Source organism: Prevotella sp. BV3P1 (genome assembly GCF_000479005.1).
Lineage (GTDB): Bacteria > Bacteroidota > Bacteroidia > Bacteroidales > Bacteroidaceae > Prevotella.
This window is the reverse complement of record NZ_AWXC01000021.1, coordinates 49,521-73,064: the sequence shown is the minus strand read 5'-3', so window position 1 is coordinate 73,064 and position 23,544 is coordinate 49,521. Positions and strand designations below refer to the sequence as shown.

At 42.2% G+C, this 23,544-nt stretch carries 27 protein-coding genes; 26 read left to right on the top strand and 1 reads right to left on the bottom strand.

Going from position 1 to position 23,544, the window contains the following annotated elements; genetic code table 11:
• The first annotated feature begins 140 nt into the window (after positions 1-140).
• From HMPREF1254_RS04420 to HMPREF1254_RS04300, 25 genes are all read left to right on the top strand, one after another.
• Complete coding sequence (locus HMPREF1254_RS04420; RefSeq protein WP_023057408.1) at positions 141-725, top strand: hypothetical protein; 585 nt, start codon at positions 141-143, stop codon at positions 723-725.
• A 78-nt stretch (positions 726-803) separates the two neighbouring features.
• Entirely contained in the window at positions 804-1,121 is a 318-nt protein-coding gene (locus HMPREF1254_RS04415; protein WP_036891007.1) for a helix-turn-helix domain-containing protein, read from the top strand.
• 3 nt (positions 1,122-1,124) lie between these two features.
• Positions 1,125-2,399, top strand: a complete 1,275-nt coding sequence (locus HMPREF1254_RS04410) for a type II toxin-antitoxin system HipA family toxin (RefSeq protein WP_036891005.1) — start codon at positions 1,125-1,127, stop codon at positions 2,397-2,399.
• 488 nt (positions 2,400-2,887) lie between these two features.
• Complete coding sequence (locus HMPREF1254_RS04405; protein WP_231385799.1) at positions 2,888-3,364, top strand: hypothetical protein; 477 nt, start codon at positions 2,888-2,890, stop codon at positions 3,362-3,364.
• 11 nt (positions 3,365-3,375) lie between these two features.
• Positions 3,376-4,062, top strand: coding sequence for a ParA family protein (locus tag HMPREF1254_RS04400; RefSeq protein ID WP_023057437.1), 687 nt, complete (start codon positions 3,376-3,378; stop codon positions 4,060-4,062).
• Positions 4,055-4,537, top strand: coding sequence for a hypothetical protein (locus tag HMPREF1254_RS04395; protein WP_036891003.1), 483 nt, complete (start codon positions 4,055-4,057; stop codon positions 4,535-4,537). The genes HMPREF1254_RS04400 and HMPREF1254_RS04395 overlap by 8 nt, the downstream gene beginning before the upstream one ends.
• A gap of 7 nt (positions 4,538-4,544) precedes the next feature.
• Positions 4,545-4,793, top strand: coding sequence for a hypothetical protein (locus HMPREF1254_RS04390; protein WP_023057444.1), 249 nt, complete (start codon positions 4,545-4,547; stop codon positions 4,791-4,793).
• Entirely contained in the window at positions 4,786-5,457 is a 672-nt protein-coding gene (locus HMPREF1254_RS04385) for a hypothetical protein (protein ID WP_023057448.1), read from the top strand. Before HMPREF1254_RS04390 ends, HMPREF1254_RS04385 begins: the two co-directional genes overlap by 8 nt.
• Positions 5,458-5,482: 25 nt before the next feature.
• The gene (locus HMPREF1254_RS04380; protein ID WP_023057394.1) at positions 5,483-5,767 is read left to right on the top strand and encodes a DUF3127 domain-containing protein; all 285 of its coding nucleotides are present in this window, start codon (positions 5,483-5,485) and stop codon (positions 5,765-5,767) included.
• Between the two features lie 265 nt (positions 5,768-6,032).
• Positions 6,033-6,452 (top strand): hypothetical protein, encoded by a 420-nt coding sequence (locus tag HMPREF1254_RS04375; protein ID WP_023057391.1) that lies wholly within the window; start codon positions 6,033-6,035, stop codon positions 6,450-6,452.
• Positions 6,453-6,579: 127 nt separating this feature from the next.
• Positions 6,580-6,939 carry a DUF4134 domain-containing protein gene (locus HMPREF1254_RS04370; protein ID WP_023057457.1) on the top strand — a complete coding sequence of 120 codons (360 nt, stop codon included), beginning with the start codon at positions 6,580-6,582 and terminating at the stop codon, positions 6,937-6,939.
• A gap of 81 nt (positions 6,940-7,020) precedes the next feature.
• Positions 7,021-7,305 carry a DUF4133 domain-containing protein gene (locus HMPREF1254_RS04365; RefSeq protein ID WP_023057395.1) on the top strand — a complete coding sequence of 95 codons (285 nt, stop codon included), beginning with the start codon at positions 7,021-7,023 and terminating at the stop codon, positions 7,303-7,305.
• Positions 7,306-7,340: 35 nt separating this feature from the next.
• Positions 7,341-10,259 (top strand): TraG family conjugative transposon ATPase, encoded by a 2,919-nt coding sequence (locus HMPREF1254_RS04360; protein WP_023057404.1) that lies wholly within the window; start codon positions 7,341-7,343, stop codon positions 10,257-10,259.
• Positions 10,247-11,023 (top strand): hypothetical protein, encoded by a 777-nt coding sequence (locus HMPREF1254_RS04355; RefSeq protein WP_023057387.1) that lies wholly within the window; start codon positions 10,247-10,249, stop codon positions 11,021-11,023. Before HMPREF1254_RS04360 ends, HMPREF1254_RS04355 begins: the two co-directional genes overlap by 13 nt.
• A 30-nt stretch (positions 11,024-11,053) precedes the next feature.
• Positions 11,054-11,743 (top strand): hypothetical protein, encoded by a 690-nt coding sequence (locus HMPREF1254_RS04350; protein WP_023057415.1) that lies wholly within the window; start codon positions 11,054-11,056, stop codon positions 11,741-11,743.
• Positions 11,740-12,411, top strand: a complete 672-nt coding sequence (locus HMPREF1254_RS04345) for a DUF5045 domain-containing protein (RefSeq protein WP_036891020.1) — start codon at positions 11,740-11,742, stop codon at positions 12,409-12,411. Before HMPREF1254_RS04350 ends, HMPREF1254_RS04345 begins: the two co-directional genes overlap by 4 nt.
• A gap of 22 nt (positions 12,412-12,433) precedes the next feature.
• Positions 12,434-13,810, top strand: coding sequence for a putative membrane protein (locus tag HMPREF1254_RS04340; protein WP_023057376.1), 1,377 nt, complete (start codon positions 12,434-12,436; stop codon positions 13,808-13,810).
• Positions 13,811-13,821: 11 nt separating this feature from the next.
• The gene (traK, locus tag HMPREF1254_RS04335) at positions 13,822-14,418 is read left to right on the top strand and encodes a conjugative transposon protein TraK (protein WP_023057440.1); all 597 of its coding nucleotides are present in this window, start codon (positions 13,822-13,824) and stop codon (positions 14,416-14,418) included.
• Between the two features lie 4 nt (positions 14,419-14,422).
• The gene (locus HMPREF1254_RS04330) at positions 14,423-14,914 is read left to right on the top strand and encodes a hypothetical protein (RefSeq protein WP_023057438.1); all 492 of its coding nucleotides are present in this window, start codon (positions 14,423-14,425) and stop codon (positions 14,912-14,914) included.
• Positions 14,914-16,167: a conjugative transposon protein TraM gene (locus HMPREF1254_RS04325; RefSeq protein WP_023057390.1), complete on the top strand. Its 1,254-nt coding sequence runs from the start codon at positions 14,914-14,916 to the stop codon at positions 16,165-16,167. The genes HMPREF1254_RS04330 and HMPREF1254_RS04325 overlap by 1 nt, the downstream gene beginning before the upstream one ends.
• 46 nt (positions 16,168-16,213) lie before the next feature.
• Positions 16,214-17,164, top strand: a complete 951-nt coding sequence (gene traN, locus HMPREF1254_RS04320) for a conjugative transposon protein TraN (RefSeq protein ID WP_023057398.1) — start codon at positions 16,214-16,216, stop codon at positions 17,162-17,164.
• Positions 17,161-17,661: a hypothetical protein gene (locus HMPREF1254_RS04315; RefSeq protein ID WP_023057456.1), complete on the top strand. Its 501-nt coding sequence runs from the start codon at positions 17,161-17,163 to the stop codon at positions 17,659-17,661. Before traN ends, HMPREF1254_RS04315 begins: the two co-directional genes overlap by 4 nt.
• 25 nt (positions 17,662-17,686) lie before the next feature.
• A complete protein-coding gene (locus HMPREF1254_RS04310) occupies positions 17,687-18,337 on the top strand; it encodes a hypothetical protein (protein ID WP_023057464.1) in 651 nt (216 codons plus the stop codon).
• A 19-nt stretch (positions 18,338-18,356) separates the two neighbouring features.
• Entirely contained in the window at positions 18,357-20,711 is a 2,355-nt protein-coding gene (locus HMPREF1254_RS04305) for a type IV secretory system conjugative DNA transfer family protein (RefSeq protein ID WP_023057411.1), read from the top strand.
• Between the two features lie 9 nt (positions 20,712-20,720).
• On the top strand, positions 20,721-21,104 hold the full coding sequence (locus HMPREF1254_RS04300) for a helix-turn-helix domain-containing protein (RefSeq protein WP_023057406.1): 384 nt from the start codon (positions 20,721-20,723) through the stop codon (positions 21,102-21,104).
• Between the two features lie 517 nt (positions 21,105-21,621).
• Here HMPREF1254_RS04300 and HMPREF1254_RS04290 read toward each other — a convergent pair.
• Complete coding sequence (locus tag HMPREF1254_RS04290) at positions 21,622-22,719, bottom strand: peptidoglycan DD-metalloendopeptidase family protein (RefSeq protein ID WP_036890999.1); 1,098 nt, start codon at positions 22,717-22,719, stop codon at positions 21,622-21,624.
• 53 nt (positions 22,720-22,772) lie between these two features.
• On the opposite strand from HMPREF1254_RS04290, the gene HMPREF1254_RS04285 reads away from it, so the two are divergent.
• On the top strand, positions 22,773-23,543 hold the full coding sequence (locus HMPREF1254_RS04285; RefSeq protein ID WP_023057389.1) for a DUF4099 domain-containing protein: 771 nt from the start codon (positions 22,773-22,775) through the stop codon (positions 23,541-23,543).
• Position 23,544 lies beyond the last annotated feature (1 nt).

Sequence of the window (23,544 nt, the reverse complement as noted above, 5' to 3'; positions counted from 1 at the left end):
TGCTCGACTTTATGAGTGAATTGGATTTTGATGAAGTTATGGACGTAATAACAAATTGCTAAACGCAATCAGGCAGATAAGTTGCTTGTGTCGAGAATATCACTTTCACGTTCAGTTAGAATTGTAAAAAATAAATAGTTATGCGCAAAGAAAATAAAATTTTAGTAACCAAAATTGGTGATATTGAAGAGGCAGATGTCATCTTTGATGATAATAATAACCTATATTTATATTCTTTTAGTGGAGAAGACGAGTTTTATAGACTAGATGGGGCTTATAAAATATTCGATAATAAGGAACAAGCCGAAGAGTATGTGAGAGAAAACATAATTCCGTTCGACAAAAATAAAGTCAAAGAATATCTTACTAAAAGATATGAAGTTAATTCTATCAGAGAAATGGAAGATATTTTACCTGACAGTATTATTAAGAGGTTTTCGCGCCCCTTCCTTCACATATGCGATTTGGGGAGTATTCAATATGGTCTTCTTAGAAATGCACTAAAAGGTATTTTCTGTATTAATGCAATAACCTTTAGAAAAGAAGAAGTTGCATACATCAAGCATGGGAAAGATGACTGGGTTGAAATTACATTAAAAGATGGTACAAAAGTAACACCTCGAAATGAGGATGAAAATTTAATCATCCTCTGGTGCTTCGGAGGCAATCCTTCAGGAGTCCATTATACGAATATAAAAAAACCTGTGGAAACAGAAGAGGATTAAGCAAAAAATAAAAAATACCAGAATAAAGTAATATAAACTAAACATATTATTGTATCTTTGCACCATAAAAGATACATTATGACAAAGTTTACTAAAGCTAACTGGATGACCAGAGCATTACAAGAGAAGTTAAACGTGGTGGGCGAGCAGTTTCGCCTTGCCCGATTACGTCGAGACCTTACAATGGACCAAGTGGCACAACGTGCGCAATGTACAAGGCTTACCCTCTCACGTTTGGAGAAGGGTGAGCCTACAGTGTCTGTCGGTGTGCTAATGCGAGTACTCAATGCCCTGCAACTCGAAGATGACATTCTTCATTTGGCTAAAGACGATGAGTTAGGACACATGATACAGGACTTGGGAATCAAGAATAAGAAACGAGCTTCAAAAAGATAACACATGGAAAAGTTAGATGTTATAGCCAGTTTTGACTGGATGGATAAAGAAGAAAAAGTGGGTACCCTTGGATATGAATACCTAAGAGGCTCTGACGTGTTCTCCTTTGAGTTTGATAAGAACTGGCTCAAAGCCTACCCCAAAATTGACTTGGGACAAGATCTCCGTCCTTATACTGGTGTGCAATATAGCCAAGGCAATCACATATTCGGTTGTTTCTCTGATGCACTTCCTGACAGATGGGGACGGCGACTGATAGACCTCCGTACATCACTGGAAACAGAAGGGAAAGCAAGCCACACCTTATCTGATTGGGACTATCTCAAAGGTGTGGAAGATGAGATGCGTATGGGTGGCTTCCGCTTCCAAGACCCAGCAGACGGTACTTTTATCAGTTCTACCCCCGGTTACAGTGTTCCACCCATCATACACATTGACGAACTTTTGCAAGCAGCCAAGGAGATTGAGAAAAGCGAATACAAGCATTTGGAGCCTGAAAAGAAATGGGTACAACGACTCTTTCAGCCTGGTTCCTCGATGGGAGGCGCACGTCCGAAGGCTTGTGTGCAAAGTGGCGGTCAGCTTTATCTTGCCAAATTCCCTTCCATCAATGACGACATCAACGTATCTCGATGGGAACACTTTGCCCACCTGATGGCTAAGGAGTGTGGCATCACCGTGGCAGAAACACAAGTCATCAAAGCTGGCACAGGCCAGGACATACTTCTATCTAAGCGATTTGACAGAACCGAAGACAACAAGAGAATCCATATGGCGTCCTCGCTCACTGTCCTCGGCCTTACTGACGGCGACGGACAAAGGAATGGCAAAGGCTATTTGGATATAGTGGACTTTATCATTTCAGGCGGTGGCAACCATATAGAGGCTAACTTGGAAGAATTATACAGGCGAGTTGCCTTCAATATCTGCATTGGCAATACCGACGACCACTTTAGAAATCATGCCTTCTTGCTTGGAAAAGACGGCTGGGAGTTATCCCCTGCCTACGACATGAACCCAACAAACAGTATGTTTCAGGCTTTGCTTATTGATACCAATACAAATGATAGCTCCCTCAATCACCTTTACAATGCTCATGAGCTTTATATGCTGGATGAGACAACTGCAAGAGGCGTTATCTTGGACATAACAAGGAACATGAAGTATTGGGAGAATATGGCAGAGGATACAGGACTCCCCCGACGAGAGATCACATACTTCACGGATCGTTTTGAGCAAGGTTTGGAATTTCAATATGGAGCAGGACTTCGTCGATAAGGTTAAAAAAGGGAGGCATTCTATCTGCCTCCCCCTTTTGCTTATATTGTATAAAAACATCATTTATGCTTTTATGCAAGATAACTTAACATAAATGCAAAATAACAAATAAGCATAAAAACAAAACATATACTTTCCAAACAAGCATAAAGTTTGCCAAACAAGAAATTTGATTTTATGTAAAACAAAAAATTATGCCTTTTTTCTTGCAACATTGGCAGACTTTTTCTATCTTTGCAACATCATATTAATTGCTCTCCCCCTTTGTTCGGGTGTCAAGGCAGACTTGTACTGTTGTGAGCGAATTACATGTTATGGGGTCCCTCTCCAATGGGTATTTACCCAAGTGACCTACCAAACTATGGAGATTGTTGTTTTAGCAGGTTTTCTTTAAAACCGCAACAATCACGCCCTAAGTGGGTGCATAGTTTAGTAACGTGTATTTAAATATGATAAAAATGAAGAAACATTATTTTTTGATTGCAGCAATGGTAGCGAGTCTATCTTTGCCAGTGTCCTTTACCTCGTGTGGTTCTAACGGCTCCGATGACGGTATTGAAGCTATTGATGCAGCAAACTCTGTCCTCAGAATGGAGATCTCCATGTCAGGCACTTATGCCAAATTCAATCCGTTCCTTTCCTTTAATGCCTGGGACTTGAAAGGCAAGGGTAAGGATATTCACACCTCGACAGGTAAGGACGTGAATATGATTTGGGAGCAGCATTATGAGAAAAGTCCATTCTCTACGGCATCTGCTCAAATCAAAGGCTCTTATTCGTCTTTTTCTGCCTCACTTATTCTTACTAACTCTGACAGACAGGAGGGTAAAGTAAGTGTCCGTGCCACGGTGTACAAAGATGAAAAAGTTATTCGTGACCAGACTTTGAACGTCGAAATACTTCCTTCTGACATATCAATCAGTATAGGCTATGTACCAGAAGAAGGTTTTACCAAAATCAATTAGGAGGACTGACGATGGAACAACAAGAAAACAGAATCGTCCTTTTTGCAAACCAAAAAGGCGGAGTCGGTAAGACAACCTTATGCGGTTTATTCGCAAACTATCTCTCCGTTGAGAAAGAAGTGCCATTACTTGTTATTGATGCTGACCCACAACAGACTTTCTCCGGTCGCCGTAAAGACGATTTGCGCAGACAGACAGATGTACCTTATGTAGTTCAGTCTATGACCATTAAAAGTACTGATAGTACCCGCACCATCATGCAGAATTTGCGCACACTGCCAGGTACGACGGTGATTGATACCCCAGGTAGTTTGACACAAGACGGTATGCTCCAGCTCTTGATCAATGCCGATTACATCATTTGCCCCTATCACTACGATCTCAACACGATAGATTCCACTCGTGCCTTTATCCTTGCGGTATTCCGTTTGCGTCAGACTCACCCACAAATCAAAGCACAATTCATCTTCGTCTGCAACAAGTACGATGTGCGAGTTGGAAAAAGTAGCGAGCTGAAAGCATGGAAGATTGTGGATGAGTATTTCCAGAAGTTCGGTATTCTTGCCCCTCGTATCGGTAGTTATGCTGATTTGGAACGTTACAATACCATCGGCAACAATGACAAGGTGGCAAAACACACCAAACGTTGCTTCGATTTCATTTACAAAACCATATATAACATAGATGACAATGACTAAGTATAAATCAGATATAACCGACTCTGCATCGAATATGATGCAGTTGCCAGGAACGTTGGAAGGGATGCTCCAGGATATTCATGGACAAAAGGAAGTTTCAACTTCACAAGAAGAGAGTATTGAAATTGCAACACCAACAGCGCCACCTCCTACACCAGTAGCCCCGAAAAAGGCTAAAAGGCAGAAACAGCCTGTTTTATCCCAGGCTCCTGCTCCGACAATGGTAGATGGTGATGAGCTTTGGACAGCCTTCTGTACCCAGTGTGCAGAAGAAGACAACTTGCCCAAAGTAGTAGGGAAAGGTGGCAATATGACCCTTTGCAAAGTTAACAAGGATATTCTTGCCACATTCCGTAAATATGCGGTCGGTGGCTACTCCACCCAAACCATCGTCAACGCCATCCTTCATAGTTTTGTGCTGTATTACAAGAAGGAGTTTAGTCAATACAAGGTTACAGGTAAGCCTCTGTTATAACACCGGTATGCTTAAAGAGTATTTTCAGAAACTTGGCAGAAATGCTATTTCCAAATGTTCGAAATGGCTCTTGATTGCGGTCATTGCTTGCATCACATGGATTGGCTTCATTGATGAGCAAGTCAAATCAACAGGCCAAAGACTATACGAACAAGGGCAGCAGCTTTACAAAGAGACTGAAAGCCTGCCTTTGCCTCCAGCTAAGAAAGACAGTGTGCTTAATAAGTATATCGAAAAGAATAAACACTATGAGTAGAATTGCAACCATATGGAACACCGACAAGATTAACTTCTTGGTCGAGAACTATGCACATGCGAGCAATCGCAAGTTAGCAGATACCCTTAATGTATCAATCCCTTCTGTTAAAATCAAGGCTCGTGAACTGGGATTAAAGAAAGAGTGCGCCAAGCGCAAGATATTTTCTTCCTTGGAGGCTAATATTCTTAGAATGAGCGAAAGCAGCTCCTATCGGACGATTGCGGACAAGCTGAACATATCCGTTTCTTCGGTACACTCTACCATCAACGATGCTGTTACAAAAGGCTTTCAAAAACGTAGCCGTGAGAAGACCCTCAAGATAATGTCCGAAACAAGGGTGCGTCTCATCAAGAAAGAGCGAGCAAGAGCCGTCTTCGGACTCAACCAGAAGACAAAAATCAAGCTGTTCCCCAACAAACAGAAATACCATATGCGAGACCGCCTGAAAAGATGCAGATATGAAGTTGAGCATAATGGGATGGATGTTTATATTGATGATGAGACACGCCGTCATGCCAATATCGAGACGGAAGCACAGAAAATAGGATTTAATATACAACTCCCCTACATAACATATTATCCATTAGACTTTGTTACGGAAAACGGTGATGCAGAAGAAGATATTTTCACCGAGCTTAAAAAAAAGAACATTCATGATTAAAAGATTAACTTAAAACAAAAAAATTATGTCACAATGTAAAGGAAAGGTCATCGCAATAGGCGAGACCAAAACTGGCGAAAGTCAGAGAGGTAAGTGGGCATCCCAACAGTGGGTGGTCGAGGAGCAAGGGCAGCAATACCCTGAACATTGGGTGCTTGAAACCTTCGGTGAAGAGAACATCAACAAATACGACCTTCATGTTGGCGATGTGGTGGATGTGAAATACAATGCACGCTACACGGAGAAGAATGGCAGCTATTACCCTTCAAACCGTCCATGGGAGGTGGTGAAGGAACAACAACAAGCCTAATCCACAGAACCAGCTAATGATAGATACGGACAGCATAAAAAGTGTTGTCCGTATCTTTTTTGTTACACTATGTGGATAATAAAGCCATTTAATCACTGAAAAAGCAATCAACAAGTCAGTTTCTTTCCCTTGATAGTTATAAAAGACACAAGTATTATTGTGTTTTGGTTCCAAAGCCATACTTTTGTAATCGTTTTTGCAAAGAACTTTATTTGAACTTTGAAATTTTGCAAAAAACAAAGAAACATAAAACTTATTTGCGTCTATGTTTGGAACATTCATGACCGTTATCATTATCGGGTATATAGGCTATTATGGATATAACATCATTCATGATCTGTACTTTGACAAGTCAGGTGAGATAGTCGTTGCTGCCCACGTCGAGGAGCAGGAAGTAGACATCAAAGACGAATTAGGAAGTTTTACCCAATACGATGCCAATGAAGACCGAAAGATTGCCGAACAAAAGAAAATGCAAGCCAAAGCTACCGAAGGAAAGTCAGCGGAGGAAAACGGTTCTGCCTTCTCTCAAAAGTCTGCCATACCCAATCCTGATGAGCCAGCCACCATGACTGGAGGGATAGAGGCAGACCAATTGCCTAATCTTGTTGATTCTTTGGAAAACACCGAGGAAGGTTCCGACTTCTTTGTCATCAAGTCGGCCTTTACACCTGCTGGTCTATAGCGTTATCATTTTTAAATACACGATAGGTTCAAAGCCGTCCTGTGCAGTTTCCTGTTGTATGGGAAATTACCGAAAGGCTTCTTTGTACGGTACTTTAATTCGAAATATTATAAAGATTTAAATTTACATGTTTCAATTAAAGCAAGTTTTCAAATCAGTAAAGAAAGGATTAGAAAGAGTCAATGGCTCATGCAAGCGTGGCTTCGCTGCCTTCGTTCTCGGTGCCATGTATGGCGTTCAGACCTTTGCACAAAGTGTAGGTGGAAAAGGATTTGCTTCTGCTACAACCGAAATTCAAAGCTATGCCACTCCTGTCAAGAATCTCATGTATGCTATCGCTGCGGTGATTGCACTGGTAGGTGCGTTCAATGTGTACTTCAAGATGCAGAACGGCGATCAGGATGTAAAGAAGACCATCATGATGACAATCGGCGGTTGCGTCGCAATGGTTGCCATGGCTACCGCTCTCCCAATGTTTTTCAAGTAAGAATAGGCAAGATATACCCGATATTAGGATTGCAAAATCCTCTTATCGGTGTATATCACGCTAACTTAAAGAATCTTATCTATGGAAGAGATCATTAGTTTTCCAGTATTCAAAGGACTTCAAAAACCCTTAGAGTTCATGGGAATCCGTGGCAAATTCATCTATTATGCTGCTGCCACCTTTCTCTGTGGGTTTATTGGCTTTTTGGTATTCAATATCTTGATGGGATTCTTTACAGGACTGATTGCTTTGGTTGCTATCGCTGGTACTGGTATCATTACCATTTTTATTAAGCAGAAACTCGGCTTGCACGCCAAGAAACGTTATAAGGGTCTTATACATTACACTGGTTTATTTGATTATTGATAGTCCTAAGATACACCCAAAATATGCAAATATAGATGGCAAAGAAGAAAGAACGCCCATTTGACAAACTATACGCAGAACTCGAAGACATCAAGGATGCTCGTGGCGACCTGATGAATACTGTTCTTTTCTCGAAGAATGGCAATTGGTCTGTTATTATCGAAATAGAAAACCCTGTGCAACAGTACTGCACGGACTCCGCCTTGTACTATGGCTATGCAGATATTCTAAGCAATATCATTCAGACTTTGGGTGAAGGCTACTGTCTGCAAAAGCAGGATGTGTTTTGCAGACAAGGCTATGAGCATGAAATTACCGATGATATGAGCTTCTTGTATCAGTCGTATTTTAAGTATTTCAAAGGGCGCGAATACACCAACATTCGTACTTTCCTTATTATCACCCAGGAAGTCAAACAAAGCTCCTTTGTGAAGTATGATCCGAAGGCATGGCTCGACTTTCACTCAAAAATCGGCAAGGTCATCAATATCTTAGCCGAAAAGGGCATCCCATACTATAAATTGAACAAGAAAGAAGTGGCCGAGTACGTCCACCGCTTCCTTGCCTTCGACTTCAAACCGCATCCATTCTCGTTGAACAACATGAATGTTACGGATGAGTACATCAAGACAGGTGACCGTGCCATTAAGTCGTTTTCGCTTGTCAATATCGACACGATAGACCTGCCCACCTTTATTTGTCCATTCAACACGATGGCAGTAAACGGTTTCAACATAGCTACCGACCTATTATCGTTTCTCGCTGATATACCATTTACCGACTGTGTAATCTACAATCAGGTCATACAGATACCACAACAGCGTCCGCTGATGCGGAAACTGCAAGGGAAAGCAAAGAGACACGACTCCATGCCTGACCCAAGCAACAAGATTGCCAAGGCCGACATCGACCTTGTGTTAGACCTCCTTGCCAAAGAAAGCCAGTTGCTCGTCTATACCAACTTCAACATTATCACATCTTGTCCTCTTGCTAAGGTCAATGGTGTTACCTCATATTTGGAAACCAAGCTATACGACTGTGGCATCATGCCTTCAAAGGCCTGCTACAATCAGCTGGAGCTCTTCACGTGCAGCTTTCCTGGCAATGGCTATGCCTTCAATCATGATTACGACCTATTCCTGACGCTCGCCAACTCTGCCCTCTGCCTGATGTACAAAGAGCACATGAAGCATAGTGAGGAATCAAGGCTCAATGTGTTCTACACCGATCGCCAGGGCATCCCTGTTTCCATTGATATTACTGGTAAGGAAGGTAAGGTCAAATACACCGACAATGCCAACTTCTTTTGTCTCGGTCCAAGTGGAAGCGGTAAGAGTTTCCACATGAACTCCGTTGTTGCTCAACTCCTTATGCAAGATACCGATGTCGTGATGATTGACACTGGTGATAGTTATGAAGGCATCAGCCATTATTTTCATGGAACCTATATAGCCTATAGCAAGGAAAAGCCAATCTCGATGAATCCCTTTAGCATTACTCCAGAAGAGTACAACCTAAACTTCGGAGAGAAAAAGCAGTTTCTCAAATCCCTTATCTTCCTCATCTTTAAGGGCAATGAGGAGCCTACAAAGATCGAGGATAAAATTATCAATCAGACCCTCGTGGAGTATTACGACGAATACTTCAACCCCTTTGAGAAGTTCTCCGAGAGGGATCGTGAGAAATTGCGTGAACGCTTGATGCTCGAAGACAAGAAGAATGGCGAGTATGAGCGTTATGAAGAGAAACTGGAGGAGAAATATGGCGATGACTATACCATTAGTGAACTGGAGGTAAAAGAAACAACCACTTCCGTTGCTGGTAATAATGATGATGAGAAAACAAACAAAGAATCGGAAGAATTAGAGTTTACCAAAGAAGAGAAAGACCATCATGTCAAGATAGAGCGACTAGTAAACAAACTGCGTGGTGTAATCAGTGACAATGCGGCCACAGATGGTGAAAAGGTCAACGCCAATCGTCAGCTTGTACGCTTAATGCCAGAACTGATAGAAGGCAAATATCTCATGCGCATTGAGAAGAAGATAGACAAGATAGAAAAGCAGCGTAAGAAACTGAATGTCAAAAATCTATCATTCAACACCTACTATGAGTTTGCGCTGGAACGCATCCCTCAAATCATGACAGAGAAGAAGATTGACTTTGATATAGACAACTTCGCTGCCATATTGGAGCAATTTTACATCGGCGGAGAGTTGGAGCACACCCTTAACAACGACCTCGACAAGTCACTCTTCGATGAGAAATTCATCGTTTTCGAGATAGACAAAATTAAGGATGACCCTATTCTCTTCCCTATAGTTGTACTGATTATTATGGACGTATTCCTACAGAAGATGCGTCTTAAAAAGGGGCGAAAGGCACTTATCATTGAAGAAGCATGGAAGGCTATTTCTTCCCCGACTATGGCTGGGTATATAAAATATCTTTATAAAACGGTTCGTAAATTCAATGGTATTGCAGGAGTTGTAACACAAGAGTTGAATGACGTGATAGACTCGCCCATTGTAAAAGAGGCAATTATCAACAACTCTGATGTGAAGATACTCTTGGATCAGAGCAAGTTCAAAGACCGTTACAGTGATATATCCGCAATCCTCGGTTTGACCGATGTGCAGAGGCAACAGATCTTTACGGTCAATGCCTTACCACCCAAAGAAGGCATCCCTTATCATAAGGAGGTATGGATTGCTCGTGGCCAGTATTCAGACGTGTATTCTGTGGAAGTTCCCCCTGAATGGTATTGGGCATTCACCACCGAGCGAGTAGAGAAAGAGGCTTTAAAAATCTATGAGCGTGCCTTTGATAACAACATCGAGCAAGCCATCACACATATTGAGGAAGATCGCAAGAAGATGAAGATAGGACGTTACTTTGATTTTGCCGTACTGGTCAATAAACATCAAAACATAATGAGCTTATGGGAAAGATAAAAAAACTGATGATTGTCATGGCAATCATGTTGTTCTCGGTCAATTCTGCCAATGCCTGGGTCAAAGTGGTGTTTGATAAGAACGCTATCGCTGCCGTTGGTGCCAATACAGCCTTTCAGACACTTATAGAAAATAAACATAATGCCCAGCTGGACTCTATCCGTTCCAAACAAGACAAGATTATGTCCTATACTGCTTCGATGGCATCCATCAAGGAACTCTACCGTATATCTATGCAGAATATTAGTGGTTTTGGCGAGGAATCGGCTTATTACAGACAGATGGCAGAGCAGTTTATTCAGGTGCCAGGCAATACAGCAAGAGCTGTCAAAGCCATAGGCAGATGCCCCGGTATCAATTACATCAACAGTCTCAATGAGATTGTTAATATCCAGGCGGAGGTAGTCGGCTTGATAGAAGATTTCGTGGATATTGTCAATAATGGTAAGATCGACATTTCTGCATTTACCAGTGGGAAGAGCAATGATAAGATTTCTGCATTTTTGAAGAACGCCCACTTAGGCAAAGGTGATGGTTACAACTTCCTTGACCGTTACGAGCGTCTGACACTCGCCAATAAGCTACTCTCACATATCGTTGATATAAATATGCGCCTCCAGCAGATTGAGTACATCTGTGAGTTTTGCTGCACATTCAGCAATCTTATGTATTCCATCGATCCTTTGACGTGGGCAACTTTCTTTTCGGGGAAGAACATAGTGGATGATGTCGTCAGCGACTGGAACTATCATATGAATAGCTAACAATAAGTAGAATCTAAAAATGAGAATCGTATGAAAAAAACACTTCTATCCTTGCTACTGCTTGTTAGTTTCCTAACATCAAGCCAAGCAGGTATTATTGGTCCAGATGACCTACTAACCATTTCAGCCTTGATAGAGCTTCACAAGAAGATGGCCAAGGCCGAAGATGTTGCCGTAAAGCAAGTAGGCACAAGTTATGGTGAGCAGAAAATTGCAACCAACAATTCATCGAAGTTCAACGATGTGCGCACAACGCTCAACACCAAACTCAACAACGCCAACCAGTGGATCTTTCTTGCAGCAGCCGTTTCCAAGACCACACTCGACATTGGAAATACTACCAAAGAATACATACAGTTTGTAGAGCTTACAGAGAAAAATATCTTCCGCAAACCCCAGATTGCGTGGTATTTTGCCGAGGCCAACTATAATGTCAGCAAGCGAGTGTCACTGTTAAAGAAATCCGTGGCTATGTTGGTAGCCTCTGAAACAAACATTCTCAAAGCCTCTCTAAGCGAGAGAATCCAAATGATATGTGAGATACAAGACCAAATTGCCGTGATACGAGGAATCATCAGTCAGGCTCTATTTTGGAGCAGGTGTGTTGATATTGGGGGGTTTAAGTATGACTACGTTTGGGATATTCTTAACAGCGATGTGTATGACGGAATTGCTCATGATATTATTGGGGAATGGAACCAAAACCTCACAACAATATGAAAAAATATTTATCCATATTATTCACCCTCTTTTTCTCTACGGCAGTGTTTGCCCAAGTGCCAGTAAGGGACAAGCAGAAGGAGAATCAAATCCGTTCTATGGAGCAAGGTCATTGGGACTTTTCCCCTGATTGGTGGTATTATCTCTTTCATCAAAATTATAGTGGTGCATCTCTGAAATGGCATTGGAGAGGATTGAAGTCAGGGTATAGGGTTCACTTTGATGAAAGCAGATCAAATGTAAAGACGGTTGGACCACGACGTGAAGCACAACTTGCAACATTGTTGCTGAAAAAGAAAATTGTTGAAACTGAGCGTAAGCAGATAGAGGAACTCAACAAAGAAGAAATAGCTCGTGCAGCCGACCGCAATGTTGACCTTGTATATGGAAAGTATAAAGACCTATTCGCTGGTATGCAATCTTCCATTACCGAAGGTCTTACCTATTGCATGATTCGGAGTAAGGGGAAGCTTTCCAAGAGCATAAAGGAACTCACAGATAGGAATGAAGTCATTACCTCTAACATCTCCTACCTCCGAAAAACAGGGATAGGTTATGAACTTGAAAATGTCAAAAGGGAAAAAGGCTTTGCCCAAGCCAAGAAAGACATGGAAGAGTTGGTGAAGAAAGTAACCTCCCTTGCTCGTGTTGCCAAAGCCTTCTATTAAGATAACATTATAAATCAAGATTATGAATGATTTACTGTTAAGTATAAATCTTACTTTGTCCATCTTCATTGATCAGTTGCTGACAATGGGATTGCCTGTCATTGATGAAAGCCTTAACAAATTGTTGGGCGTAATGAAGTCTGCGCCAACGCAGGGCTTATATGGTGAGATGGTAAATATGGCAAAGTGGTTGGGTGTTAGTTTTGCTCTTTGTGTCGGTTCATACGAATGTTGGATGATGATGTTGGGTCGTCGTGGTATGGATGTAATGAAAATTGCTCGTATTATAGGTCTTGCCCTCTGCATACAGTTTTCAGATACAATTTGTAGTGCATTAGATATTCCAGGGAATTGGCTTGAAAGCAGGACGCACGGTATGGCCACTGATCTCAACAAGAAAGTTGCAACATATGAGCTTGACGTGGCAAAAAAGCAGCAAGAATATGTAGATTCTCTCCGCAGTCAGCAGGCTAAACAAGAAGAACAAAAAGCAGCCCAGGACGCAGCTACAGAAGATGGATTATTGGATAAAATCCAGCACAGTGTGGAGAATATTGGTAATAGCATTAAGAATTATGCCCAACAAGCAGCAGTTCTTGTAGAAACAAAGATTAGCGAGTGGGCTAACGATATTATCCGATTTATCGGCGAAATTATCTTCCAAATGACCTATTACGGAATGTTGCTCGGGCAAAGGATTTTCCTAAGCGTACTAAAATTGTTCTGTCCTGTAATGTTTGCACTGTCTATTGTACCACCATGGAGAAGTGCATGGTCGCAGTGGATTTCTAAATATCTGACTGTTTCCCTTTGGGGATTCCTCGTCTATCTTATCGTATATTATGTCGATTTTATAATCATATATTATTTAAGATCTGACTTGACAGCTTATAACAGCCTTCTTCATAACGCAGCCGACTGGAACAATATTGGTGCCCTTGGTATGCAAGCTATTGGTACAACCTGTATGTACGTTGTTGGTATGCTTGCTGGAGCCAAGATATTAAGCATGGTGCCAGAGGTATGCTCATGGCTTATCCCAGGCGGCGTGTCGTCAAGCGCAGGTTCTGCTGCCGGAGGAGTCGCCGCTGCCGCAGGTGCTGCTGGAGTTAGTGCTGCCGTAGGAGCTGCTGCTGGTGCAGCTTCTGTTGCAATGCCAGCTGCAGGAAGTGTTATAAGTCATACTGCGACAACAGGAGCAGCTGCCGTCGGAGGTGCCATGAGCGGTGCTCGTGGAACAGTTGATGGTGGTCTTAACACACTGGCAGGTGCAGTTGGGGGAGGAATTATGGCTGCAGGTCGCCAAATGGGGCATGACATGTCCCAATCATCTTTAGGAAAATCAGTAAAAGGCGCAGCTGGCACAATGAAGGATGCCTATAATCGAGGCAAAAAATAAAGAAGATAATTATGCTTATACAAAGTTTAGAAAAAAAGACAAGGCTTGCCCTTACAACCGTATTGCTAACCATCGTTGGCAATGTGGTCGTATGTGGTATGCTGATAGCCTATGGAGCAAAGATACTATCCGAGGAGCGCAGTCAGGTATATGTTCTCGACGGAGATATACCGTTCCTTGCTCAACGTAGCCAACAAGAGGCCAACTTCGTCATGGAAGCGAAGGCCGCTATACAACTCTTTCATCAATACTTCTTCACCTTGCCACCTGATGACGACTATATCAAATGGACGCTGGGCAAAGCTATGTACATGGTCGATGGAACAGGTATGAAGCAGAAGCAAGCCATGGAAGAAAACGGTTTCTTCTCTGATATAGTCTCTTCGTCGGCTACTTGTACAATCATGTGTGATAGTATCAAGTTGGATGAACACAGCAGAAAGTTCACCTATTATGGAACGCAGAACATCAGACGGCGTACCAAGAGCATCCGCCGTACCCTGATCACCAGTGGAGAACTGGAGAATGTGCCAAGGACACAGAACAATCCTCATGGATTGCTCATCACCCATTGGAAGACATTGAAGAATATAGACCTTGAATATTAACGACATGACAACAAAAGGGAAACAGAAAGAACTGCCCAAGTATAAGCGGCAGATACGTTATGTATGTTGGAAACTCGCCAAAGGGTGGAATGTTAAGAACAAGATAGAGAAGATCAATCAATGGGCATCGGAAAATCGCAAGACCTTCTTTGCATTGGTGGTCGGCATTCTCTCCTTTGCTTTCGTGACAACAGCCATCTCTATTCTGTATGATATGACCCGGCCCAGCACTGATACAGCACAGATGGATTTCAGTGGAAAGACCGAGTCGATTGAGAATATCCAACCCATGATGAATGGACTTCGGCAAATTGATGAAAGAAAGAAAAGCGAGAAGATAGAACTCAAACAGCTCACAGATAAAGGAGTAGCCATCCACAAGGAGCTGGATTCTCTGCTTGCCATTGACGTGAAGAGTCATGAAGATTCTGTTCGCATCATACAGGACTACCGTCAGTTAGAAAACATCGTAAACTTTTTAAAGAAAGGAAAATAATGAAGAAACTAAATCTTAAACAGCCGAAATACATCTTTCCGCTTGTTGTTTTCCTCCCTTTGACGTTCCTTGCATATGAGGTTTCCAATATGTTTGACGGTAACAGTACCGCATCCACAAAGGTTGCTACCGACTCTCTCAATATGGAACTTCCCGATGCCGATAATCAGGCAATGAAGGATAAAATGGCATCAATGGGAGACCGTGGAATGGGCGAAGATGGCTATTCGGCTATTGATGGACTCGGCAGCGATGAGCAAGAGAAAGACTCTTCGGGTAACGGCTATAGTGAAGGAGAATTGGATCAGATTGACAAAGACAATGCCGATCGTATAGCCCAGCAAAAGGCACAGGAAGAAATGGAGCGCAGTCTTGCCGAATCAAGAAAACATATCAACCCCTATTCAGGCGGTGGATATGGTGGCAGCTACGGCGGAGGATCAAGAAGAAGCAGTGGTAGCAACAGCCGTCGGGACGAACTTGATGACTATGCCAAGGAGCTTGAATACATACAGAAGCGCAGTCAGGCAGCACAGCGTGCCATTGATGCTGGCAGTGGCAACTATGGAGGCTATAGAGACGACAATGATTCTTATGGCAATTATGACAACCCTTATGCAGGAGGCTATGGTGGAAACAGACGTTCTAATCGCCAGACTGGAGGGAAACCAAAGAAGAATAGTGAAAAGGTGCAGACTGTAGAAAAGGTAAACAGTCCTAATGCCGACCGTTTCAACACCGTGTCTGCCACGAAGAATGTAGATGCTCCTCTCATCAAGGCTATGATCGACAAGACCACCAAAGCCCATGAAGGAACTCGACTGCGCTTCAAGCTGCTCGACGATGTTACCATCAATAAGGTACTCTTGAAAAAGGGTACTTATCTCTATGGTCTTGTCACTGGCTTTGGACAGCAACGAGTCAGAGCTAATATCACGAGTATTCTTGTGGGTAGCAAGTTTATCAAGGTTAACCTGTCTGTTTATGACAATGATGGTATGGAAGGCTTTTATGTGCCTGAATCAGCTTTTAGAGACTTGATGAAAGAGGCTGGTTCGCAAGCCATGCAGCAGAATATGCAGTTTGGCAACAACTACGGATCGACGCTCAACGGCGAGTCGGTAGCACTGCAAGCACTGCAAAACATCTATCAGTCAGCAAGCAATGCCGTCTCTGCCAATATGCGCAAGAATAAGGCTCGCATCAAATATAACACTATCGTCTATCTTATCAACACTTCTGCCGAAGAATGACACCATTAGTCGTTAACGGACATACAGAATCAAAACAAATAAACCAATGAGAAATTTAGTTTTTACGCTATTAGCAATCCTTTGCACCACTTCAACCTGGGCGCAGAAGAAATACCGTGACATCGTACCCGATACATCCAAGGTACATTATATCCATCGTGAGAGTATGGAGGATGCCTATCTCTTTGATAGCGATCTCCGCAAGAATACGGTATATGTGAATGAGCAGGTGACTACACATATCGTCATGCCAGAGAATATCAAGCTCGTCGATATTTCCACCAATAGTATTATTGGCAACCAGTGTGCCGATAACATTGTCCGTATCAAACCTGCTGGCAGAATGTACGACCATGAACTGGCTGGCACTATGACAGTGATTGGTGAACGACATATTGCCCAGTTTAATGTCGTCTATGTCAAGGGGCCAGCTCGTGCCAACTCCATCTTCAACATCGACATCAAGGACACCAAGCGTTACAACAACCCCGATGTACTGATGCCCGAAGCAGACATGGCTCGCTTTGCATGGGCGATATACGGTATGCCAGCGAAGTTTCACAATATACATTATAAAAGATATGGCATCAAAGTCGTGGTCAATAACATCTATGCCATCGACGACTACTTTTTTATCGATTTCTCTCTTTACAACAGTACGAAGATTAAATTTGATATTGACGAGATACGTATTAAACTCACCGATAAGAAAGAAACCAAGGCAACCAATACTCAAACGATAGAACTTACCCCAACCTATATGCTCAACAAGGTCAATTCATTCAAAAAGGGCTACCGCAATGTGATTGTGCTGAACAAGCTCACCTTCCCTGATGAGAAAATCCTCAATTTGGAGATTTCCGAAAGTCAAATTTCAGGTCGTGTTATCTATATCCCTATAGAATATTCTGATATTCTTCATGCCGATGGATTCGATGAGCAGATGATGAAGAGCCTAACGAGAAACTATAATTATAAAAAAGGAGGACAGCGATGAAAAAGATATTCTTATCCCTGATGTTGGCTTTCTGCCTACTTCCGCAAACCCATGCTGGCGAGGATGACGAACATATCACCCTCAATACAGGACTTTTGTTCCAAAATACCCTCAATGCTACATTTGGGTATGAGAAGGAACTGAAATATGACAATGCCTTTGAAATCTTCGGTGAAGTTGGCAACCGCTGGGCTAAAGACCCTGAATGTGGCAAAGTATGCAACAAGTCCTTTTGGAAGAACTACTACTGGAATGGCGGAATCTTATACAAGAAGAGTTTGGTGCGTTGGAAAAATTCAACGCTCCGTCTCGACCTCGGTCCAGTGGCAGGTGCCTTTCGTGGAGATTACTTCTTTGGGGCAGAGGGCAGCTTTGAATACAGCTATACCTTTACGAATGGTTGGAAGTTCGCTCTCAAACAAAAGAACAACGTGAATTTCATGCACGGTGATACCTTCCGTAATGGTTTCACCATTGGTGTGAAGATACCTCTTTAACGATAACTGATATGAACCAAAAAGTATGAAAAGAAAAGTCAACTTTATGATATGGGCAGTAGCTATAATGCTACTGTCTTTTCAGATGTCTTCATGTTCAGAACATATAGAAGACTGGCATGGTAATGTTACGGTAGGATCTATCCTTCTGTCAAACTACAGTATCATATCCGCACAGGGATATGACGCTTCAAAGATGACCGCAGTGGGTGTCGTCATTGGAACAAGACAGGATAGTATGTGGGTTATCTCTACAAAGAACTTGGGACAAGCTGCTTATCTTGATACACTCATGAGTGTTCCCAGCGTTTCGGCAGACGAAAACGCACTTTGTGGCATCGACAACACATCCGCCATACTCAAATCTGATCGCAAGAGTCCTGCCGTCAAATCTATTATCGATTATCCTTCGCCAGTGAAAGGTTGGGCATTGCCTTCCATTGGGGAGTTAAGGATGTTGGCAGCTAATGTTGGGACAATAGGGAATGTTATGGATACCATTGACGGTGATGCCTTCCTTACAGTTCCTTACCTTAGCTCCACACAGGACGGTTCTTCCACACAGACAGAAGAACTGTATGCCAAATGTATATCTTTACATTCGGGCTACATATCCTCTATCCTCAAAACCGACCCTGCACAGGTTCGCCCGATCCTGCGCATGAAAATGAACTAACCGATTATCCACTCTTGATATGGCAACAGAAGAAACCAAAGAGCAGCAACAGATATACAATATATTCCGCAGTTGTATCTATATCGTCCTGATATTTGAGATTGTGATGAATCTACCCATCGCTTCCAGCGATCCCATCGCAAAATTTCTCTTATCCTTCCTATACAAACTCAAACTGTTTAACAGTGTCCTTGGCTGTAAGTTTATGGAGCTTGTTTGTATCGGTGTGACGTGTATAGGTACTAAGGCCCGAAAGGAATTGAAGTTTAATATGAAAACAATGGTCATCTATCCGTTGTCCATAGGCTTCTACCTTATACTAACCAGTGTCCTTGTGCATAAGGACACCTGGGGGGGTACAATGATGGGCTTCCCGACCAACCGAATTATCTATGTCGTTTGTTCCGTCATTGGTATCATGCTTGTCCATCAAGGGTTAGATGCCATCAGTAAGTATTTCAACCATAAGCTGGGAGACGACCGTTTCAACTTTGAGGAAGAGAGTTTCCAACAGATGGAAGAGAAGATAGAGAATGATTACTCGGTCAATATACCCATGATTTTCTATTTCAAGAAACGTATGAGAAAGGGATGGATCAACATTATCAACCCCTTCCGTGCCACTCTTGTCCTCGGTACTCCAGGTTCGGGTAAGTCGTTCGGCATCATCGACCCTTTCATCAGGCAGCACAGTGCCAAGGGGTTTACTATGATGGTGTACGATTACAAGTTCCCGACGCTGGCCAAGAACTTGCTCTATCAGTACTGTAAGAACAAAAAATATGGTCATCTACCAGAAAACTGCGGATTTCACGTCATCAACTTTGCCAATGTACGCTATTCCAACCGCATCAATCCTATTCAGAAAAAATATATCCCCGATCTCGCTGCTGCCTCCGAAACGGCAGCGACTCTGCTTGAATCTTTGAACAAGGGAGGTGGCGACAAGAAAGGTGGTTCAGAGGCTTTCTTTAAGAACGCTTCCGAGAACTTCCTTGCTGCCATCATTTATTTCTTCGTCAACTTTCACCCTATGGGATATTCTAAAGGGAAGAAACTGAAACGCTTCTTCCGCTATACAAGGGTCGTTAATATAGACAATGTAGAAGAGGGTACACTCCAATTGGTCTATAAAAACTGGACAGATTACGCTGGTGTCAATGAAAAGGGTGAGATAGTCCTTGATTTCAATAATAAGAATTGGAGCAACGTTTCCATTGACGACAACGGATTGTATGTTGAATTGGACGATTTCTCTTATGAAGATACAGAAGGATGTTTGGTGACCATACAAGAAACTTGGTATGAGGACAACAAGGGAAATAGAGTTGTTCCTGATACACGAACAGGCGAGTTCTCTGACATGGCTCATGTTCTCCAGTTTTTGAATAAGCCCTACAATGACGTATTCAACATTCTGATGAGTGATCGTGCCATCAAGCCACTTATGGCTCCCTTTGAGTCTGCTTTTAAAAACAAGGCTATGGACCAGTTGGAAGGTATGGTGGGTACGTTGCGTGTCGCAGCAGGTCGTCTTGCCACACAGGAAGCCTATTGGGTGTTTACTGGTGATGATTTTGACCTAAAGATTTCAGACCGTGAGCATCCCAGCTATCTTGTCATTGCCAACGACCCAGAGAAGGAGCAGGTCATTGGCTCACTCAATGCCCTTATCCTCAATCGTCTTGTCATGAAGATTAACAGTAAGAACAACTATCCCTGTAGTCTGATTGTCGATGAGTTGCCAACGCTATACTTTCACAAGATTGACCGCTTGATAGGTACGGCCCGAAGCAATAAGGTTTCCGTAACGTTGGGTTTTCAAGAGTTACCACAGCTGGAGGCGGACTATGGCAAGAATGGTATGCAGAAGATAATATCCACTTGTGGTAATGTATTCATGGGTGCAGCTCGCAACAAGGAAACATTGGAATGGGCGCAGAACGATATATTCGGTAAAGTCAAGCAGACAACAAAGTCTATTTCTATCAACGATCAAAAGGTTTCCACCTCCATATCCGAGAAGATGGACAACCTCTTACCAGCCGCAAAGATTGCGGATATGGCCACTGGTTGGTTAGCTGGTCAAGTAGCAAGAGACTTCACACCCACGCCTAACGATGCGATGAATACCTTTGAAATAGAGAACTCGACGGAGTTTAAGACTTCAAAGTATTTCTGCAAAACTAATTTCGATATGAAGAAGATCAAGACCGAAGAAGCCTTGTATGAGGATATACCGCCTATTTACAAATTCGGTTCTGACCGCGACATGGAAGTCATCCTTAATCGAAATTTCATTAAGGTCGATGATGATATTACCAGGATGATCAAGGAATTATATCCCGAAGGCGAAAAAGTAAAGTCAAAATAAGACAACAACATGTACAAAGATACCACTGATCAAATAGAGAATATTGGCGAGCGTCTAAAAAACGTTCGTCAATACCTTATCATGACGCAACATCAGGTCTCTCAATCAACAGGAATACCAGTTATTACCATATCGAAAATAGAACATAACAAGATTGTAAACTCAGATTCCTTTATCAAAATACTGCAATTCTATTCGAACTATATATCCGTGGACTTCCTACTGGCCAAAGATTTTAAGATTGCAGATGCTGACCAATTCGCAAAATCATTTTCTATCAACACGATAGTAAAGGCTAAGTTGGAGCTTTTCCAGCAGCAGTTTGTCAAGCAAATCGAAAATACGAGGAATGATTTTATACAAAAGGTCTCTGCGACTATAGACCTACTTTAGCCGTAAAAATCCCTTTGGAAGTTGGATATAGTGAAAATATTTTGTATCTTTGATAAAAGAGTATATCATAATCTGATACAAAAATCAATTATTCACTAATATTCGTTTGCTATGCTTACACTGATTGCTGGATTGATAGGCTATTTGAGCTACTGCATATTTGCGTTTCTCACTAAAATTGTGATTTGGACCGCCTATGCAATAGGTGTCGTTCTTTGTTTCATGATAAGGCATGGTATCAAACTCTTAGGATATTGTGCCAAGTTCCTACTCCTTGTCGGTTATTGGATTTTTCAGCAGTTCTATCTTTTCTATCAGAAAAGACAAGTAAAAAATAAAAACGCTGCCTTTTACGCAGAGCCGAAAACATAGAATTATAATAACCACAATAAGTGGATAAAAATATAATTTAGGTAATTTTTTGCCCTGTAAGGAAAGAAATTTACTCACGAAAAAAGAAGGGAAATAGATGCTGAAATCTGTCTCCCTTTTTTACCTTATTCTTGTCAAAAAATAGCTATAAAGAATTACTAATACTCTTCACCTTATATAGATAGTTTGAATCCTCCGCATAACCTATACGCTGGAGAAAGCGGAAATAGTCTCCGCCTTTGTATTTGTACTGCACATAATCTTTGTACGCCTTCACCGACTCTTCCCAATTGTTGAAGAGATAATAACTTCCATCGTTTGGTTTCCGTAGTCCGAATAGGTTATTGTAGTTTAGACAGACGTTAGAGGTGAAATAACCAGTTTCCAGCAGTGCCTGTGCAACTACAATCTTAGGAAAGGCAACCCCATACTTATCCAATGCCTGATAGAGATTGTTGATATTCAGTTCCTTCGGTGGTCGTGTTCCAAACCTAACATAGGCTATCTTATCACGAAGCCCTGTTATGTACTTATTCAAATAGGCAATGAACGGTGCAGGATTAAGACTCTTTCCGTTGGCAGTAATCTTGATATGCAAGTGTGGTCCCGTCGATTTGCCTGTATTTCCTGATATTCCGACGATTGTACCAGCATATACCTCGTCGCCCTCCCTGACCGTAACAGCTGCCAAATGACCATAGAGGCACTGTATATGACCGTAGTCGAGAACGACATGATTGCCATATCCCTTCTTGCTATAAACCACCTTCGTCACCCTTCCTGGGAGCATGGAATACACATGGCTCATATTACATTCAAGGTCAACACCGTCATGGAAGGAAGAACACTTCTTAAAGGGATCCTGCCGAAAACCATACCGAGACGTAACGCTGATAAAATCCAATGGAAGACACACATCCATCCTCTCCTTAATCAATCCAAAAAGCATACTGTCTTTGACATTGACAAAGACAGGCACATCCTTCTCAATGGATATTTCATGCCCCTCCGCTGTAGAGAAGAAATCAGTAAAATCCATTTTTGCATCACGTTCTTTTGAAGAAACTTTCATTGAATCTTGATAGGCATAAAAGTAGTCCTCATCTATCTTATCCGATTTGGCTTTGTTTATCACTTGCTTTTTATCCTCGCTTTCACGCATAATTGTGTAGAATTGTGCCCTTGATTGATAAGGAAAAGCGAGAAGTGAAACGCCTACAAATAACAACGATTTTACTTTCATCTTAAACTATTTTTTCCTAAATTTGAATCAAAATTACTACAAAAAATAATGTTATGGCAATGGTAAATCGTTTTTTAGAAAAAGACATTCCATATGGTAAGTTGGCCAATCTTGGCATCAGCAAAGAGAAAACGCTCTCTATGCCGAAGGACTTGTTGGAAACTTTTTTAAGTGGCAAGGTCACGCCACTTATTCAGGCCCAGGTTCAATCCCAAAGTGGCAAGGTCTATGATATTCCGTTAAAGTTACAGCTCGTCCAAGACAGGGCTGGGAAGATACAGTTGATGACCTATCCTGTCAGAAAGGAAATGGTCAGCGACATATCGCTCACTGATAACGACAAGGAGCGACTGCGCCGAGGTGATACTATTCGCAAGGAGGTTAAGGAAGATGGCATCCGCCGTACTCAATTCATCCAAATGGATAATGAAACAAAGTCGCTTATCAAGCGCAATGCGAGTAATTTGCGTATTCCAGAGCAGATTGCCCAAATGGAGAAGATCAATGACATACAGTTGGGTGCCAATCAGAAGCAAGCCATCAAGGAAGGCAAGCCTATTGAACTCGAAGTCGGCCATGAGAAGGTTTCCGTTGGTGTAGATCTGAAAGAGCCACAAGGTTTTAAGGTCGTCAAAGGAGACATGGCAGAATGGGATCGCCAACAGAAGATAAAATACGACATCGCCAACGAAGGTTTCATGGGCTATGTTCTCACAGACCAAAACCGCTGGGAATACAAGCAGGTAGTCGATAAACTGCAATACAAGGAACAAAAGCGTGAGGTCAAAGAAGAGCAAAAAGTTTCTACTGGTATGAAGCTATAAC

Excerpts from the sequence above, each read along its gene's own strand:
- HMPREF1254_RS04290 (WP_036890999.1), bottom strand. The coding sequence starts at position 22,719 with ATGAAAGTAAAATCGTTGTTATTTGTAGGCGTTTCACTTCTCGCTTTT.
- HMPREF1254_RS04415 (WP_036891007.1), top strand. The coding sequence starts at position 804 with ATGACAAAGTTTACTAAAGCTAACTGGATGACCAGAGCATTACAAGAG.
- HMPREF1254_RS04385 (WP_023057448.1), top strand. The coding sequence starts at position 4,786 with ATGAGTAGAATTGCAACCATATGGAACACCGACAAGATTAACTTCTTG.
- HMPREF1254_RS04405 (WP_231385799.1), top strand. The coding sequence starts at position 2,888 with ATGGTAGCGAGTCTATCTTTGCCAGTGTCCTTTACCTCGTGTGGTTCT.
- HMPREF1254_RS04300 (WP_023057406.1), top strand. The coding sequence starts at position 20,721 with ATGTACAAAGATACCACTGATCAAATAGAGAATATTGGCGAGCGTCTA.
- HMPREF1254_RS04395 (WP_036891003.1), top strand. The coding sequence starts at position 4,055 with ATGACTAAGTATAAATCAGATATAACCGACTCTGCATCGAATATGATG.
- HMPREF1254_RS04360 (WP_023057404.1), top strand. The coding sequence starts at position 7,341 with ATGGCAAAGAAGAAAGAACGCCCATTTGACAAACTATACGCAGAACTC.
- traN (WP_023057398.1), top strand. The coding sequence starts at position 16,214 with ATGAGAAATTTAGTTTTTACGCTATTAGCAATCCTTTGCACCACTTCA.
- HMPREF1254_RS04330 (WP_023057438.1), top strand. The coding sequence starts at position 14,423 with ATGACAACAAAAGGGAAACAGAAAGAACTGCCCAAGTATAAGCGGCAG.
- HMPREF1254_RS04355 (WP_023057387.1), top strand. The coding sequence starts at position 10,247 with ATGGGAAAGATAAAAAAACTGATGATTGTCATGGCAATCATGTTGTTC.
- HMPREF1254_RS04410 (WP_036891005.1), top strand. The coding sequence starts at position 1,125 with ATGGAAAAGTTAGATGTTATAGCCAGTTTTGACTGGATGGATAAAGAA.
- HMPREF1254_RS04285 (WP_023057389.1), top strand. The coding sequence starts at position 22,773 with ATGGCAATGGTAAATCGTTTTTTAGAAAAAGACATTCCATATGGTAAG.
- HMPREF1254_RS04350 (WP_023057415.1), top strand. The coding sequence starts at position 11,054 with ATGAAAAAAACACTTCTATCCTTGCTACTGCTTGTTAGTTTCCTAACA.
- HMPREF1254_RS04345 (WP_036891020.1), top strand. The coding sequence starts at position 11,740 with ATGAAAAAATATTTATCCATATTATTCACCCTCTTTTTCTCTACGGCA.
- HMPREF1254_RS04420 (WP_023057408.1), top strand. The coding sequence starts at position 141 with ATGCGCAAAGAAAATAAAATTTTAGTAACCAAAATTGGTGATATTGAA.
- HMPREF1254_RS04380 (WP_023057394.1), top strand. The coding sequence starts at position 5,483 with ATGTCACAATGTAAAGGAAAGGTCATCGCAATAGGCGAGACCAAAACT.
- HMPREF1254_RS04375 (WP_023057391.1), top strand. The coding sequence starts at position 6,033 with ATGTTTGGAACATTCATGACCGTTATCATTATCGGGTATATAGGCTAT.
- HMPREF1254_RS04365 (WP_023057395.1), top strand. The coding sequence starts at position 7,021 with ATGGAAGAGATCATTAGTTTTCCAGTATTCAAAGGACTTCAAAAACCC.
- HMPREF1254_RS04400 (WP_023057437.1), top strand. The coding sequence starts at position 3,376 with ATGGAACAACAAGAAAACAGAATCGTCCTTTTTGCAAACCAAAAAGGC.
- HMPREF1254_RS04340 (WP_023057376.1), top strand. The coding sequence starts at position 12,434 with ATGAATGATTTACTGTTAAGTATAAATCTTACTTTGTCCATCTTCATT.
- HMPREF1254_RS04305 (WP_023057411.1), top strand. The coding sequence starts at position 18,357 with ATGGCAACAGAAGAAACCAAAGAGCAGCAACAGATATACAATATATTC.
- HMPREF1254_RS04315 (WP_023057456.1), top strand. The coding sequence starts at position 17,161 with ATGAAAAAGATATTCTTATCCCTGATGTTGGCTTTCTGCCTACTTCCG.
- HMPREF1254_RS04325 (WP_023057390.1), top strand. The coding sequence starts at position 14,914 with ATGAAGAAACTAAATCTTAAACAGCCGAAATACATCTTTCCGCTTGTT.
- HMPREF1254_RS04310 (WP_023057464.1), top strand. The coding sequence starts at position 17,687 with ATGAAAAGAAAAGTCAACTTTATGATATGGGCAGTAGCTATAATGCTA.
- HMPREF1254_RS04370 (WP_023057457.1), top strand. The coding sequence starts at position 6,580 with ATGTTTCAATTAAAGCAAGTTTTCAAATCAGTAAAGAAAGGATTAGAA.
- traK (WP_023057440.1), top strand. The coding sequence starts at position 13,822 with ATGCTTATACAAAGTTTAGAAAAAAAGACAAGGCTTGCCCTTACAACC.
- HMPREF1254_RS04390 (WP_023057444.1), top strand. The coding sequence starts at position 4,545 with ATGCTTAAAGAGTATTTTCAGAAACTTGGCAGAAATGCTATTTCCAAA.